The sequence below is a fragment of the Microbacterium sp. LMI13-1-1.1 genome, from assembly GCF_040815625.1.
Taxonomy (GTDB): Bacteria; Actinomycetota; Actinomycetes; order Actinomycetales; family Microbacteriaceae; genus Microbacterium; species Microbacterium forte.
Genome location: NZ_JBFPNL010000001.1, coordinates 159958 through 174315 on the forward strand (window position 1 = coordinate 159958; position 14358 = coordinate 174315).

17 protein-coding genes are annotated in these 14358 nt (G+C 68.0%); 13 read left to right on the top strand and 4 right to left on the bottom strand.

The window, feature by feature from the left end; translation table 11 throughout:
* The first annotated feature begins 24 nt into the window (after window positions 1-24).
* Window positions 25-1662: an MFS transporter gene (locus MRBLMI13_RS00765; RefSeq protein WP_367821132.1), complete on the top strand. Its 1638-nt coding sequence runs from the start codon at window positions 25-27 to the stop codon at window positions 1660-1662.
* A gap of 3 nt (window positions 1663-1665) precedes the next feature.
* On the opposite strand, the gene MRBLMI13_RS00770 is transcribed toward MRBLMI13_RS00765, so the two are convergent.
* Window positions 1666-2214, bottom strand: a complete 549-nt coding sequence (locus MRBLMI13_RS00770) for a helix-turn-helix domain-containing protein (protein WP_367821130.1) — start codon at window positions 2212-2214, stop codon at window positions 1666-1668.
* Between the two features lie 93 nt (window positions 2215-2307).
* On the opposite strand from MRBLMI13_RS00770, the gene MRBLMI13_RS00775 reads away from it, so the two are divergent.
* The 7 genes from MRBLMI13_RS00775 (at window position 2308) to MRBLMI13_RS00805 (ending at window position 7233) form a co-directional block, all read left to right on the top strand.
* Window positions 2308-3018, top strand: a complete 711-nt coding sequence (locus MRBLMI13_RS00775) for an AzlC family ABC transporter permease (protein ID WP_367821128.1) — start codon at window positions 2308-2310, stop codon at window positions 3016-3018.
* Window positions 3015-3329: an AzlD domain-containing protein gene (locus MRBLMI13_RS00780; protein ID WP_367821126.1), complete on the top strand. Its 315-nt coding sequence runs from the start codon at window positions 3015-3017 to the stop codon at window positions 3327-3329. Before MRBLMI13_RS00775 ends, MRBLMI13_RS00780 begins: the two co-directional genes overlap by 4 nt.
* A 35-nt stretch (window positions 3330-3364) precedes the next feature.
* Window positions 3365-3841: a histidinol dehydrogenase gene (locus tag MRBLMI13_RS00785; RefSeq protein ID WP_367821124.1), complete on the top strand. Its 477-nt coding sequence runs from the start codon at window positions 3365-3367 to the stop codon at window positions 3839-3841.
* 9 nt (window positions 3842-3850) lie between these two features.
* Window positions 3851-4171 (top strand): ferredoxin, encoded by a 321-nt coding sequence (gene fdxA / locus MRBLMI13_RS00790; RefSeq protein ID WP_042542002.1) that lies wholly within the window; start codon window positions 3851-3853, stop codon window positions 4169-4171.
* 3 nt (window positions 4172-4174) lie between these two features.
* A complete protein-coding gene (gene dapC / locus MRBLMI13_RS00795; protein ID WP_367821122.1) occupies window positions 4175-5287 on the top strand; it encodes a succinyldiaminopimelate transaminase in 1113 nt (370 codons plus the stop codon).
* Between the two features lie 144 nt (window positions 5288-5431).
* Window positions 5432-6751 (top strand): citrate synthase, encoded by a 1320-nt coding sequence (locus MRBLMI13_RS00800; protein WP_153302153.1) that lies wholly within the window; start codon window positions 5432-5434, stop codon window positions 6749-6751.
* Between the two features lie 11 nt (window positions 6752-6762).
* Window positions 6763-7233 (top strand): SRPBCC family protein, encoded by a 471-nt coding sequence (locus MRBLMI13_RS00805; RefSeq protein ID WP_367821119.1) that lies wholly within the window; start codon window positions 6763-6765, stop codon window positions 7231-7233.
* A 98-nt stretch (window positions 7234-7331) separates the two neighbouring features.
* Here MRBLMI13_RS00805 and MRBLMI13_RS00810 read toward each other — a convergent pair whose 3' ends face one another.
* Together MRBLMI13_RS00810 and dapD are read right to left on the bottom strand one after the other, a co-directional pair.
* Entirely contained in the window at window positions 7332-8747 is a 1416-nt protein-coding gene (locus tag MRBLMI13_RS00810; RefSeq protein WP_367821117.1) for a DEAD/DEAH box helicase, read from the bottom strand.
* Window positions 8748-8974: 227 nt separating this feature from the next.
* Window positions 8975-9928, bottom strand: a complete 954-nt coding sequence (gene dapD / locus MRBLMI13_RS00815) for a 2,3,4,5-tetrahydropyridine-2,6-dicarboxylate N-succinyltransferase (protein ID WP_309687181.1) — start codon at window positions 9926-9928, stop codon at window positions 8975-8977.
* Window positions 9929-9993: 65 nt separating this feature from the next.
* Here dapD and dapE point away from each other — a divergent pair, with 65 nt between their 5' ends.
* The 3 genes from dapE (at window position 9994) to MRBLMI13_RS00830 (ending at window position 12536) form a co-directional block, all read left to right on the top strand.
* Window positions 9994-11067 (top strand): succinyl-diaminopimelate desuccinylase, encoded by a 1074-nt coding sequence (gene dapE / locus MRBLMI13_RS00820; protein ID WP_367821115.1) that lies wholly within the window; start codon window positions 9994-9996, stop codon window positions 11065-11067.
* Window positions 11049-12266 (top strand): hypothetical protein, encoded by a 1218-nt coding sequence (locus tag MRBLMI13_RS00825; RefSeq protein WP_367821113.1) that lies wholly within the window; start codon window positions 11049-11051, stop codon window positions 12264-12266. Before dapE ends, MRBLMI13_RS00825 begins: the two co-directional genes overlap by 19 nt.
* Window positions 12267-12362: 96 nt before the next feature.
* Window positions 12363-12536 (top strand): DUF3117 domain-containing protein, encoded by a 174-nt coding sequence (locus tag MRBLMI13_RS00830; RefSeq protein WP_079112537.1) that lies wholly within the window; start codon window positions 12363-12365, stop codon window positions 12534-12536.
* A 90-nt stretch (window positions 12537-12626) separates the two neighbouring features.
* Here MRBLMI13_RS00830 and MRBLMI13_RS00835 read toward each other — a convergent pair whose 3' ends face one another.
* Window positions 12627-13262 carry an O-methyltransferase gene (locus MRBLMI13_RS00835; RefSeq protein ID WP_042541995.1) on the bottom strand — a complete coding sequence of 212 codons (636 nt, stop codon included), beginning with the start codon at window positions 13260-13262 and terminating at the stop codon, window positions 12627-12629.
* 89 nt (window positions 13263-13351) lie between these two features.
* Here MRBLMI13_RS00835 and MRBLMI13_RS00840 point away from each other — a divergent pair, with 89 nt between their 5' ends.
* Both MRBLMI13_RS00840 and MRBLMI13_RS00845 read left to right on the top strand, forming a co-directional pair.
* On the top strand, window positions 13352-13738 hold the full coding sequence (locus MRBLMI13_RS00840; RefSeq protein WP_042541994.1) for a translocase: 387 nt from the start codon (window positions 13352-13354) through the stop codon (window positions 13736-13738).
* A gap of 41 nt (window positions 13739-13779) precedes the next feature.
* Window positions 13780-14352, top strand: coding sequence for a hypothetical protein (locus MRBLMI13_RS00845; RefSeq protein WP_079112538.1), 573 nt, complete (start codon window positions 13780-13782; stop codon window positions 14350-14352).
* The last annotated feature ends 6 nt before the right edge of the window (window positions 14353-14358 follow it).

Consider the following 14358-nt stretch of genomic DNA (forward strand, 5'->3'; position numbering starts at 1 on the left):
TCTCACCGTTCGGAGGACCCTGTCATGACACACACCGCTCCGGCTCCCACGAAGACCTCCTGGATGCCGCTCGTCAGCCTCTTCCTCGCCCAGGTGCTCATGTCGTTCAACGTGGCCGCCCTTCCGATCTCGCTCGGCGGCATGGTCAGCGAGTTCGGCGTGCCGCCGACTGTCGCCAGCACGACGATCGTGATGTACGGGCTCGCCGTGGCCGCACTGGTGATGACCGGCGCGAAGCTCGGCCAGCGCATCGGGTGGGTGCTCATCTTCCGGATCGTGATCGGCCTCTTCGCCGCATCCTCGGTGCTCATGATCGTGTCGCCGAGCGTGGGCTGGGCCATCGCCGGGCAGGCGGTCGCCGGCGCTGCTGCGGCGATCATCGTGCCCTCGATCGTGGCGCTGATCGCCGAGAACTATCGCGGAGCGCAACAGGCGACCGCGATCGGTGCGATCGGCTCGGCCAGGGCCATCTCGGGGGTCACGGCCTTCCTGATCGGCGGCACCCTCGGAACGCTCGTCGGATGGCGTCCGATGTTCTTCATCGTGTTCGGCATCGCGGTCGTGGTGTTCGCCTTCAGCTTCACGCTTCGCGGCGATCGCGGCGACGCGTCGATCCGCATCGACCTCGTGGCGTCGCTGCTCATCGGTGCGGCGATCGTCCTCCTCACCCTCGGCTTCAACAACCTCAACGGGTGGGGTGCCGTCGCCGCGACGGAGGCTGCGCCCTTCAGCATCCTGGGGCTCTCGCCAGCTCCCGCCTTCGTGGTCGTGGGAATCGTGCTCGGGCAGTGCTTCTTCGTGTGGACGCGGAGGCGTATGGCCGAGGGCAAGGTGCCGCTGATCGACCTCAGCATCCTGGACTCCTCGAAGGAGCGAGCGGCCGTCTACGCGATGTTCATCGTCGTGGCTCTCGAGGCGTGCGTGAACTTCACCATCCCGCTGTACATCCAGATCGTGCAGGGGAGGACGCCTTTCGACACATCCCTCGCGATGATGCCCTTCAACCTGACGGTCTTCATCACGGCCACCCTCGTCGTCCGCTTCTACAAGCGCTACCCGCCGCGGGTGATCGGCGTCTTCGGGTTCATCCTGACCACGGTCGCGCTCGTCTGGCTGTCCGTCGTGGTCAACAACAACTGGGAGACCCTGCCCACGATCCTGGGGCTGATCGTCTTCGGCATCGGCCAGGGCGCGCTCGTGACGCTCGTGTTCAACGTGCTCGTCACCTCGGCGCCCGCCGAGCTCGCGGGGGATGTCGGTTCGCTCCGAGGCACCACGCAGAACCTCGCCTCCGCGGTCGGCACCGCTCTGGCCGGCGCGCTCCTCGTATCGCTCCTCGGATTGAGCATCGGTCGTGCGGTCGTCGAGCATCCCGAGCTGTCGCCCTCGCTCGTCGCGCAGGTCGACATGGACAACCTCAACTTCGTCAGCAACGACGACCTCCGCGCCGCCCTCGAGCAGACCGATGCGACCCCCGAGCAGATCGACGCGGCGGTGGCCGTCAACGAGGAGTCTCGCCTGGGCACGCTGCGACTCGGGCTGCTCCTGCTCGCCGGCCTCAGCGCGGTGGCGATCCTGCCCGCATCGAGGCTTCCGAAGTACAAGCCCGAGGAGATCCCCGACCCGTCACCGGTCTCGGGCTCGGGTCCGGGGCCGGAATGATGCTCAGCGGAGTTCGGAGATGAGAACCGCGCGTGTACCGGCGACGATCGCCTCGAACACGTGCGGTGCGTCTCCGGCGTACGAGAGGTAGTCGCCGGGGTTCAACAGCACAGGGTCGTCCGTCGGCCCGATCAGAGCTCGGCCCGAGATGAGGACCACGTGCTCGGTGGTGCCCGGATGATGCGGATCGGAGCGCCGCGGGTCACCGGGTTCCGCCTGGATCAGGTACACATCCCTGCGGGCGCCCGGCGGGCTCGCAGACAGCAGCGTCGCGCTGTACGCCGCCGCTGACGACGGCACACCGGCGAGGTCGTCGGCGCGGATGAGCGTCGGCGCGTTGATCTGCTGGTCGACGAGCACGGCGAAAGGCACCCCGAGCGCGACACCCAGAGCCCACAGCGTCTCGACGCTGGGATTGCCGGAGCCTGATTCGAGTTGCGAGACAGTCGCCTTCGAGATCCCCGCCCGACGCGCGAGCTCGGAGACGGACAGCGCGGCTCTCTCACGTTCGTTGCGCACGGTACGGGCGATGCGGGTGCGGAGATCCTCCATCTGTTCAGTATGTCAAACGATCGTTCGCTTGACTATCCGTGAGGCGTTGTTCAGAATGATGATCATGTGTTCACTGCAGCGAACGATCTCGCGATGACCGCTGAGCGCGAAGTCTGGCGCGAGGCGCTGGGCGTGGTTCTCGCGACCAGCGCCTATGGCGTCTCCTTCGGCGCGCTCGCCGTGGCATCCGGTCTGGATGTCTGGCAGGCGTGCGTGCTCAGCCTGCTGATGTTCACGGGCGGATCGCAGTTCGCATTCGTCGGCGTGTTCGCCGCCGGAGGCGTGTCGGCGCTTCCCTCGGCCATCGCCTCGGCGACGCTGCTCGGGGTGCGCAACGTCGCCTACGGCATGCGGATGTCTCAGATCGTCGGAACCACGCCCGCCCGCCGAGTCGCGGCGGCGCACTTCACGATCGACGAGTCCACCGCAGTGGCCATCTCGCAGAGAGATCCTCGTCTGAGGCAGGTCGGCTTCTGGGTGACCGGCATCGGGATCTTCATCGGATGGAACATCACGACGCTGATCGGCGCTCTGGTCGGCGACGTGCTCGGCGACCCGAAGACCTGGGGGCTGGATGCTGCCGCTGCCGCTGCATTCCTGGCTCTGCTCTGGCCGCGCCTCAAGGAGCGCCAGGCGATCGCGGTCGGTGTGGCCGCAGCTGTCGTGGCCGCGTCGCTCACGCCCTTGATCATGCCCGGTCTGCCCGTGCTGGTCGCGGCTGTCGTCGCGATCGTCGTCGGCTGGTTCAACTGGCTGGGACGAGTCGACGGCTCCACGGCCGGCTCCGGGGAGGTCGACCGATGAGCGTGTGGAGCGGGATCCTGCTCGCTGCGGTGATCTGCCTGGCGCTCAAGGCCAGCGGTTACCTCGTTCCGCCGAGCGTGCTCGAGGCGCCACGACCGGCTCGCATCTCCGACCTGCTGACCGTGGCGCTCCTCGCCGCACTCGTGGCTGTGCAGACTCTCGGAGCCGGGCAGGCCGTGGTCGTCGATGCACGGGTCCCCGCTCTGCTCGTCGCGGCCGGTCTCCTGTGGTTGCGTCAGTCGTTCCTGGTCGTGGTGTTCGCCGCTGCGGTCGTCGCCGCAGTCCTGAGGCTTCTCGGCCTCGCTGCCTGAGTCGAGCAGATCCTCGGCGCGCGTAGGATCGACTCGTGCGTACTGGATGGATCTCCCGGGTGCTTTCCTGGATCGCCGCGGCTCTCGTCGGCGGCGTCTTCGGCGTCGCGGGAACGATCGGACACAGCCTGATGTGGGGACCGGTGCCCGTGGGGCTGCTGGTGGGAGCGGTCGCGTGCGGGGCGATCCTCGTCGCGATCCGGGCGCTCACCCACGACCGGGGCGCGACTCTCGCCGCGGGGCTCGGCATGCTCGGCATGCTGATGCTGATCTCCGGCGTCGGCCCTGGTGGGTCGGTGGTCGTCGAAGACACGCTCAGCGGTCGCATCTGGACCTATCTCGTCGCCGGACTCGTGCTTCTCGCCGTGGCATGGCCGTCCTTCTCCCGGCTTCCCGCGCGCACCGATGCGCCTGCGCCTGCGCCTGCAGTGTCGTCTGCGGCGTCCGACGGCGAAGCGCCTAGTGCTCGGCGTGCCCCCGCTCTGGGCGATCGGACCGGCGGCGAGTCGTAGACTGGTCGAGTGACGTATGTGATCGCTCTCCCGTGCGTCGATGTCAAGGATCGCGCCTGCATCGACGAGTGCCCCGTTGACTGTATCTACGAGGGCGAACGCTCGCTGTACATCCACCCCGACGAATGCGTCGACTGCGGCGCGTGCGAACCCGTCTGCCCCGTCGAGGCGATCTACTACGAAGACGACCTGCCGGATGAATGGCAGGACTACTACAAGGCCAACGTCGAGTTCTTCGACGAGGTCGGCTCTCCGGGTGGTGCCGCCAAGGTCGGCGTCATCGCGCACGATCACCCGATCATCGCCGCTCTCCCGCCACAGGGCGAGTAGTCGGTGAGCGTTCGGGATCTCGCCGACTATCCGTGGGATGCGGTCGTTCCCTATCGTCAGCGCGCTGCCCTGCATCCGCAGGGGATCGTCGACCTGTCCGTCGGGTCGCCCGTCGACCCGACGCCCGAGCTGATCCGCCGAGCTCTGTCGGAGGCGACGGACGCGCACGCGTACCCGCAGACCGTCGGCACTCCCGCTCTGCGTGAGGCGATCGTCGCGTGGTACGCCCGCCGCAGGGGAGTGGTCGACCTCACGGTCGACAACGTCCTGCCCACGATCGGCTCGAAGGAGCTCGTGGCCCTGCTGCCGACCCTGCTCGGTCTCGGCGCCGGCGACATCGTCGTGCATCCCCGAATCGCATACCCGACCTACGAGGTGGGTGCCCGCGTCGTCGGGGCCACGCCGCTGCCTTCCGACGATCCTGCCGACTGGCCCGAGGGCACCAAGCTCATCTGGATCAACACGCCGGGCAACCCCGACGGTCGCACCTGGACGGTGGAGGAGCTCTCCGCCGCGGTTCTGCGCGCTCGGGAGCTGGGGGCCGTGCTCGCGAGCGACGAGTGCTACGCCGAGCTCGGGTGGGACGGCCAGTGGGCGACCGAGCCGATCCCCTCGGTCCTCGACCCGCGCGTGACGGGTGGGAGCAGGGCGAATCTGCTCAGCGTCTACTCGCTGAGCAAGCAGTCGAATCTCGCCGGCTACCGGGCCGCTTTCGTGGCGGGGTGCGCGCGCATCGTCGGCGAGCTGCTCACCGCGCGCAAGCACCTGGGGCTGATGCCACCGGAGCCGGTGCAGCACGCGATGGCCGTGGCTCTGGGTGACGACGAGCACGTCGCGGCTCAGAAGGAGCTCTACCGTGGGCGGCGCGACATCCTGCGGCCGGCGCTCGAAGCTGCGGGGTTCCGGATCGATGGATCGGAAGCCGGCCTCTACCTGTGGGCGACCGAGGGGCAGGATGCCTGGACGAGCATCGAGAGGCTTGCGGATCTCGGCATCCTCGCGGGTCCCGGCCCGTTCTACGGCGCGTTCTCGAACGAGCACGTGCGGCTGGCGCTGACGGCTCCTTCCGAACGGATCGCCGAGGGCGCCCGGCGCCTGCGCGAACAAGCCGTGTAGGTTCTCGCCTCAGACTGCGGGTTCTTTTGTCGGTTGTCACAGTAGGCCTGTGTGCCTACTAGGCTGTAAAGGCGATTCGGTTGTGTATCGATGATCTCGAACAGACCTGGTGCTCAGCGCCGTGACATCGCCACATCCGACTTGATGAAGATCCATGAGGAGGCCCGCGTGAGCGCAGCGGCAGAGCAGCAGGCGACAGCGAAGCTGACGATCGGCGATACGACCGCTGAGTTCCCACTCGTGCGAGGCACGGCGGGCACCGACAGCATCGACTTCTCGACGCTGACGCGGCAGACCGGCTACACAGGGCTCGACTACGGTTTCGTCAACACCGCGTCCACCAAGTCCGCGATCACCTTCATCGACGGAGACAAGGGCATCCTGCGCTACCGCGGATATCCGATCGAGCAGCTCGCCGGATCGACGAGCTACCTCGAGGTCGCCTGGCTCCTCATCTACGGTGAGCTGCCCTCCGCCGCCGAGCTCGCGGAGTTCGATGAGAAGATCCGTCGGCACACGCTGCTGCATGAAGACCTGAAGCGGTTCTTCTCGGCGCTGCCGCACACTGCGCACCCGATGTCTGTGCTGTCGTCGGCCGTCGCCGCTCTCTCGACCTACTATGAGGGTCAGACCGACCCGCACAACCCGGAGCACGTCGAGCTGAACATGATCCGGATGCTGGCGAAGCTGCCGGTCATCGCCGCCTACGCGCACAAGAAGAGCATCGGCCAGGCGTTCCTCTACCCCGACAACTCCCTCGGCTTCGTCGAGAACTTCCTCAAGCTCAACTTCGGCGTGCACTCCGAGGAGTACCAGGTCAATCCGGTCATGTCGAAGGCCCTCGAGCTGCTGCTCATCCTGCACGAGGACCACGAGCAGAACGCGTCGACCTCGACCGTGCGTCTGGTCGGCTCGACCGGTGCGAACCAGTTCGCATCGATCTCTGCGGGCATCCAGGCGCTGTCCGGCCCGCTGCACGGTGGTGCGAACGAAGCCGTCCTCACGATGCTCGGCCAGATCCGTGACTCCGGCCAGAGCGTGTCTCGCTTCGTCGAGCGGGTGAAGAACAAGGAGGAGGGCGTGAAGCTCATGGGCTTCGGGCACCGGGTCTACAAGAACTACGACCCCCGCGCCAAGCTCGTCAAGGAAGCAGCCGGTGAGGTGCTCGCCGAGCTCGGCGTCACGGACCCGCTTCTCGACCTCGCTCAGGAACTCGAAGAGCTCGCTCTCGCCGACGACTACTTCAAGGAGCGTCGTCTCTACCCGAACGTGGACTTCTACACCGGTGTGATCTACAAGGCGATGGGCTTCCCGACGCGTATGTTCACCGTGCTGTTCGCGATCGGTCGTCTCCCCGGGTGGCTCGCGCAGTGGCGTGAGCTGCAGCTCGACCCGCAGACCAAGATCGGCCGCCCGCAGCAGCTCTACACGGGATCTCCCGAGCGCACCTTCCAGACTCGCTGACGCCGAGCACGATGCCTGTCGTCAGCGCCGAAGCGGTCGTGCCGGTGGACCCCGCGACGGCGTTCGCGGTGTCTCAGACGACGGGAGCGGTGCGGCGACGCTGGGACCGCTTCATCAGTGAGCAGCACCTCATGGACGACGCGGGTGCCCCCGCCAAGGGTGTGCGCACCTTCACCCGGCAGCGGTTCGGTCTCTCGATGGTCAGCCGCTACGTGTCGTACGCCCCACCCACGAACGTGGGCATGGTGATGGAGCGGGGGCCCTGGTTCTTCACCAAGCTCGGTGGCGGCTGGCGGTTCACCGAGGTGCCGGAGGGCACGCTGGCTGTGTGGAAGTACAACTTCTCGTGCCGCCCCGCGTGGCTCGCACCGTTCGCCGAATGGATCGGAGTTCGAGTGCTCGGCTTCGAGATCCGTCGTCGCCTCGCCGGGTTCGTCCGCGGTTGCTCGGATCCGAAGGTGCTGGCGGCGATAGGACGCTGATCACGGCTGCCTGCGCACACTCCGGGTTCGTCGGGGCGCAGAAAGGCGGGTGCGTCGATGCCTGAGCATCGGCGCACCCGCCTCTCTTGCAGCGGGGTTCAGCGACCCTGCGAGCTCCAGCCACGGCCGCCCTGGTTGCGCGACTGACCGCCCTGGCGAGAGCCGCCCTGGCCGCCCTGTCGCGAACCGGTCTGCGCTGCCGGCGCACCCTGACCACTCTGGCCAGAGCGGGGACGACGGCTGCGACGCGACGGCGGGTTGGCGGCCGAGTTGCGCTCGCCGCCCGCGGGACGCTGCTTGGGCGCCTGGCGCTGCTGCGCCTGGACGGGAGCAGGACGCACGTGTGCGGCGCGCTCGGGAACCAGCTCGCTGACGGCGGCCGTCGTGACGGGCTCGAGAGCGGCGCTGATCGCTGCCTTGCGCAGCAGATCCTTCACATCGCGGCGCTGCTCGGGGAGCACCACCGTGACGACCGTTCCTGCGGCTCCGGCACGAGCAGTGCGACCTGAACGGTGCAGGTATGCCTTGTGCTCCATGGGCGGGTCGACGTGGACGACGAGATCCACGTTGTCGACGTGCACTCCGCGGGCAGCGACGTCGGTGGCGACGAGGACGCGCACGCCGCCGTCTTCGGGGGGTGCCGAGAAGGCGCCGAGGTTGCGCTCACGCGCATTCTGCGACAGGTTGCCGTGCAGGTCGACGGCCGGGATGCCGGCCGCGGTGAGCTGCTTCGCGAGCTTCTTGGCCTGGTGCTTCGTGCGGGTGAAGAGGATGCGCCGGCCGGTGCCTGACGCGAGCTCGCGCACGAGCTCGGTCTTGTTGTCGGTCGAGTCGACGACCAGCACGCGGTGGGTCATCTCGCCGACGGGCACGCTCTCTTCGTCGACCTCGTGGCTGACGGCGTTCGACAGGAAGCGGCGGGCGAGCGTGTCGATGCCGCGGTCGAGGGTCGCGCTGAAGAGCAGACGCTGGCCGCCGGCCGGCGTGGCGGTGAGGATGCGGGTGACGCCCGGGAGGAACCCGAGGTCGGCCATGTGGTCGGCCTCATCGAGGACGGTGACCTCGACGGCGTCGAGCTGCACGACCCGCTGCTTCATCAGGTCTTCCAGACGGCCGGGGCACGCGACGACGATGTCGACGCCGTTGCGCATCGCCTGCTCCTGCGGGCGCTGGCTGACGCCGCCGAAGACGGTCGTGACGCGCAGGCCCTTGGCCTCGGCGAGCGGTGCGATGGTCGCTGCGATCTGCGTGGCGAGCTCCCTGGTCGGCGCGAGCACGAGACCACGCGGGTGACCGGGGCGGCTGCTGCGCGAAGACGCGGAGAGGCGGGCGACGAGGGGGAGGGCGAACGCGATCGTCTTGCCGCTGCCGGTGCGGCCGCGGCCGAGGAGGTCACGACCGGCGAGGGAATCGGGAAGCGTGTCGCGCTGAATCGCGAACGCCTCGGTCTTGCCGTCCTTGGTGAGGACGGCGGCGAGGTCGGCGGGCACGCCGAGATCGAGGAAGGAAGTCATAAAGGTATCTCCGTCAGAATGCACGCACGTACCAACGGGCCGGGTGCGGAAGGGTGGGCGACGGCGCGGGATCGCGCATCGTTTCGCCGTTCGAAATGGCCAGAACCAGGCAAGTGGCGCGGGAGCGTGTCGACGACGCAGACGACTCGCAGTGCGAGGATCGTCGATTCGACACTATCACGCGTCAGGGGGAGAAGCCTGGGACGCGCTCCCGCACAGCGCGTCGCTCAGGCGTGGAGCGCCTCGTTGAGTGTCACGCCGACACCCGCGCGCCGCACGGCCTCAACCGCTCCGCTGAGCGAATTGCGGCGGAACAGCAGGCCGTTCTGGCCCGACAGCTCAGCGCCCTTGACGGTCTGCCTGCCGCCGTCAGGGGTTGCCGGAGCGTCGAGGAGCACGACCTTGGTGCCCGCCGTCACGTAGAGTCCGGCTTCCACGACGCAGTCATCGCCGAGCGAGATGCCGATTCCCGCGTTGGCGCCCAACAGTGTGCGCGAGCCGATCGAGACGCGGTGTGCGCCGCCACCCGAGAGCGTGCCCATGATCGACGAGCCGCCGCCGATGTCGCTGCCGTCGCCGACCACGACCCCCTGAGAGATGCGTCCTTCGACCATCGACGCACCCAGCGTGCCCGCGTTGAAGTTCACGAAGCCCTCATGCATGACCGTCGTGCCGGGGGAGAGGTGGGCGCCGAGGCGGACGCGCGAGGCGTCAGCGATGCGCACGCCCGCCGGCTGCACGTAGTCGGTGAGTCTGGGGAACTTATCGAGCCCCTGCACCTGGATCCCTGCCCGCTGCAGCAACGGGCGAAGTCGTGCGGCATCATCGGGGTGCACGGGGCCGGCGTTGGTCCAGGCCACGTTCGGCAGGTGGGCGAAGATGCCGTCGAGGTTGAGCTCGTTCGGCCGCACGACCAGGTGTGAGAGCGCGTGCAGTCGCAGATAGGCGTCGACTGTCGACGTGGGTGCGGCATCCAGATCGATGTGCAGCTGCACGGTCTCGACGGTGACGTTGCGTCGCTCGTCGGGACCTGCCAGCGCTTCGAGCGCGAGGAGTGCGGCCTCGGCGTCTTCGGCCGACGGGGCTTCGGTGAGCACCCCGGGGAACCACGCGTCGAGAACTGTGCCGTCGCCGGCGGTCGTCGAAAGTCCGGTACCCCACACGGTGCGCGCCTCAGTCATGCCTCCACGGTATCGCGAGCGGGCGTGGACGATCGCACAGATGTCGGGGTAAGTAGGCTGGGTGCATGATGCTCGATCTGACAGCGTCCTCTGTCGACCTGACCCGTGCGATCTGCGACATCCCGAGTGTCTCGGGTGACGAGAAGACGCTCGCGGACGCCATCGAGGAGGCGATCTCCGTCTACTCCCACCTCGAGGTGATCCGTCACGGCAACACGATCGTCGCCCGCACGAACCTCGGACGAGCCCAGCGGGTGGCGATCGCAGGGCACATCGACACTGTGCCGATCAACGGCAACGTGCCGACGAAGGACCTCGAGATCGACGGTGTCGCCCACCTCTGGGGTCGAGGGACCGTCGACATGAAGAGCGGCACCGCGGTGCAGCTCAAGCTCGCGGCCGAGCTCACCGAGCCCACGGTCGACATCACCTGGATGTGGTACGACAACGAGGAGGTCGAGGCGTCGAAGAACGGGCTCGCTCTCCTCGCTGCGGTGCGGCCTGACCTCTTCCGGGCCGATTTCGCGATCCTCGGTGAGCCGTCGAACGGTGAGGTCGAAGGCGGCTGCAACGGCACGATGCGTGCGATCGTGCGCACCACCGGCGTGCGCGCGCACGCCGCCCGCGCCTGGATAGGAGAGAACGCCATCCATCGGGCGGCCCCGATCCTCGCGCGTCTGGCCGAGTACCGTGCGAAGGAGATCGCGGTCGACGGACTGCTGTATCGCGAGAGCATGAGCGCCGTCCGGATCACGGGAGGGGTCGCGGGCAATGTGATTCCCGATGCGTGCGAGGTCGAGGTGAACTACCGGTTCGCTCCGAGCAAGTCGGCGGCGGATGCAGAAGCGCACATCCGCAACCTGCTGGCCGGTTTCGACGTGGAGATCACCGATGCCGCCGAAGGCGCGCGGCCAGGTCTCGATGCCGCGATCGCCCGGGACTTCGTGACTGCCGTCGGCGCCGAGCCGCGGCCCAAGTACGGATGGACCGACGTCGCTCGCTTCTCGGCCCTCGGCATCCCCGCCGTGAACTACGGACCCGGGGACCCGCACCTCGCGCATCATGACGAGGAGCGCGTTCCGCTCGCGCAGATCGACGCCGTCGAGCGAGGACTGCGCGCATGGCTCAGTTCGCGCTGACCGCGACCCGTCGGTGGGCGGCCGCACCGCTGGCGCTGCGGATCGCCCTGATCTATCTCGCGGCGCGCGCTGTGACGACCGCGATGATGATCGCGGCGGCGACCCTGTCGACGTCGCTGTCGAGGTTCGGGGCGGAGCCGGGGCTCGCCGACTTCATCGTCGGGTGGGATGCGCAGTGGTACTGGCTCGTCGCCGAAGAGGGATATCCGTCTTCTCTTCCCCTCACCGAGTCCGGTGAGGTCGCAGAGAACGCCTGGGCGTTCATGCCGGTGTTCGCTTTCGCCGCCAAGACGGTCGGGTTCGTGTTCGGCTCGTGGGGGATGGGCGCTTTCCTGCTGTCGTTCGTGGCCGGTTACTTCGCCTGCCTCGCGCTGCACCGACTGCTGAGTGAGCGCATCGGCGCGCGGGCGACGATGTGGTCGGTGGTGTTCTTCGCCTCCGGGCCTGTCGCGGCGATGTTCCAGGTCGGATACGCCGAGACGCTGTTCCTCCTCCTGCTGTTCCTGGCGCTCGACGCGACGGTGCGCAGGAACTACGTCTGGCTCTACCTTCTCATCCCCGTCATGGCGTTCACGAGACCGGGGATCCTCGCATTCGCGCTCTACCTCGGTCTGCACGGCATCCTCCGCTGGTGGCACCGCCGAGACGACCCGCTCGCCCTGCGGGAGATCGTGCACATCGTGGCGCTCGGCGCCCTCGCCACGATCGCGGGCTTCTCGTGGCAGGTCATCGCGGGCATCGTCACCGGAGACCCCGGCGCGTACCTCGCGACCGAGCTCGCCTGGCGCAGGAACTGGCTCGTCGGCGGCGTCGAGGGTTTCGTGCCGTTCGAAGGCTGGATCCAGGCGTCCCAGTTCTGGTTCGCCCAGTGGGGGCTTCCCGGCGCGTGGGGCCCCGTCGCTCTGGCGCTCCTCGTCGTGGCGGCGGGTGCGGCTCTGCTCTATCTGCCCCAGGTGCGCGCGCTCGGACCCGATCTCAGGCTCTGGAGCGTGAGCTACCTTCTCTATCTGCTCGCCGTCTTCTTCCCGCAGTCGAGCACTTTCCGGCTGCTCCTGCCGTTGAGTCCTGCCTGGGGAGCACTCGCGGTGCCGCGCTCGCGCGTCTGGCGGCTGGGGGTTCTGGCGGTCTGCCTGCTGGGTCAGTGGCTCTGGATCTACCACATCTACGCGTTGGGGAACACGTTCTGGCAGGTGCCGTGAATGTTAAGGCTTGATGCATTTCTTCATAGGGGACATCCAGGTTCCGGTAACACCCGATAAACTGATCGCATACCACCGGAGGAAAAGGAGCCCACGATGGCAGCGATGAAGCCGAGGACCGGAGACGGACCCATGGAGGCCGTAAAAGAAGGACGACTCATCATCGTGCGCGTCCCGCTCGAAGGAGGCGGCCGTCTGGTCGTCTCCGTGAACGACGCAGAGGCGAAGGAACTCCACGACGTGCTGGCAGCCGTCGTGAAGCCCGCCTGAGAGAACTCGAATTCGCGCACGCGGATTCACGAAGAGGGCGACGGATCATCGATCCGTCGCCCTCTTCCGTGTGTGCGGGGTGTCGTCGGCTCAGCCCTCACCGACGCTGATCAGCTGCAGCAGGCCTTCACCGGAGCTCGAGACGGTCGCGAGCACCGCTGAGGACTCCTGGGTCTCCTGCACGAGCGAGCGATAGGCCGAGGTCACCTCGTCACGCTGCACGGGGTCGGCCACGCGGCCGCCACCGAGAATCCGGGGGACCAGGACCATCCCGCCGGTGCGCACCAACCGCAGCCCGTGCTCGACGTAGTCGATGACGTTCTCCGGGTCCGCATCGACGAGCACGATGTCATAGGACGCTTCGTTCATGCGCGGCAGCACGTCGGCGGCGCGACCGGTGATGAACCGAGCCTTCGTCGGGGCGACCCGAGCGTCGGAGAACGCCTGACGAGCCGCGGCCAGATGCTCCGGTTCGTTGTCGATCGAGGTCAGCACGGCCTGCGGCGCCCCTCGCAGCAGCCAGAGGCCCGAGACACCGGCTCCGGTGCCGATCTCGACGATCGACCTGGCACCTGTCGCCGCGGCGAGCACCGCGATCTGCGAGCCGACGGCCGCGCTGATCGGCGAAGCGCCGAGTTCGATGGCGTGCGCACGCGCGCGGGCGATCGGCGAAGGCTCCACGATCGACTCGCGGATGAAACGTGCGTTCGCATCGTTCTCGCTCATTGACTGATTCTCCCGACTGAGATATGTGTTCTCCCAGCGTATGCGCTCGGTGCGCGGCACAACGGCAGGCGCGGCGGTAGCCTGGACACATGCAGTTCGGGATCACCTTCGAGAAGCTGCTGCTCATCGGTCTGATCGCTGCGCTGCTCATCGGACCGGAGCGGCTGCCCCGCTACGCCGAGAGCGTCGCGAAGCTCGCTCGGCGTGCCGGCGAGTTCCTCCGTGACACCAAATCGCGCGTCCGCGACGAGATGGGCCCCGACATCGATGACGTCGACTGGCGCAAGCTCGATCCTCGGCAGTACGACCCCAGGCGCATCATCCGCGACGCTCTCTTCGAAGACGACGCGGCGCCCGGGCCCGCCAGGGCCGAAGCGGTCGTCGCAGAGCCGACGGTGAAGCCGGTGCGAACGCCGAGGGTGCGACCGGAGTTCTCGGTGGCGAGTCCGCCCCCGTTCGATCCCGAAGCCACGTGACGCGGACGGTCGACGAGAGTCGGCTTCGGACCAGAGACCGGATGGCGTTCTTCGCCGCCGCGATCTGCGCCGTGACCGGAGTCCTCATCTGGGCCCTCTGGGTGCTGCCGATCGTGCGGTCGATCGAGAGCGCCGAGGATCTCCCGATCGGGCAGACGATGACGGTCGACCTCGACCCCGGGGCTCGGGTCGGCATCTGGACCAGCGGGATCTCCGCCACGCTCGGCACCATGGATTGCAGCGTCATCGGGCCGGACGGCGCCGAGCGTCCGCAGCAGGGCCCATCCGCGGTGAGCTGGGACGATGTGCTGTGGTGGATGACGCCGCGGACCGGGTTCGTGCAGTCCGCCCAGTTCACCGCGGCCGAGGCGGGCACTCACCTGGTGGACTGCCGGGATTCGCTCGACACGTACGACGGGCGATTCCTCGTCGCCGGCGACTCGATCGGTGACGGCAGCATCGGACTGGGCCGCACCGGCGGCAACGACTACCCGGTGGGGACTCTGCTTGCTCTCGGAGCGGTGATGTGTCCACCCCTCGCGGTGCTTCTTCCTCTGGTGATCCTGCTGAGGCGCCTGATCACACGCCGCGTTCCGAGGCCGCCCCAGACCTGATCGCAG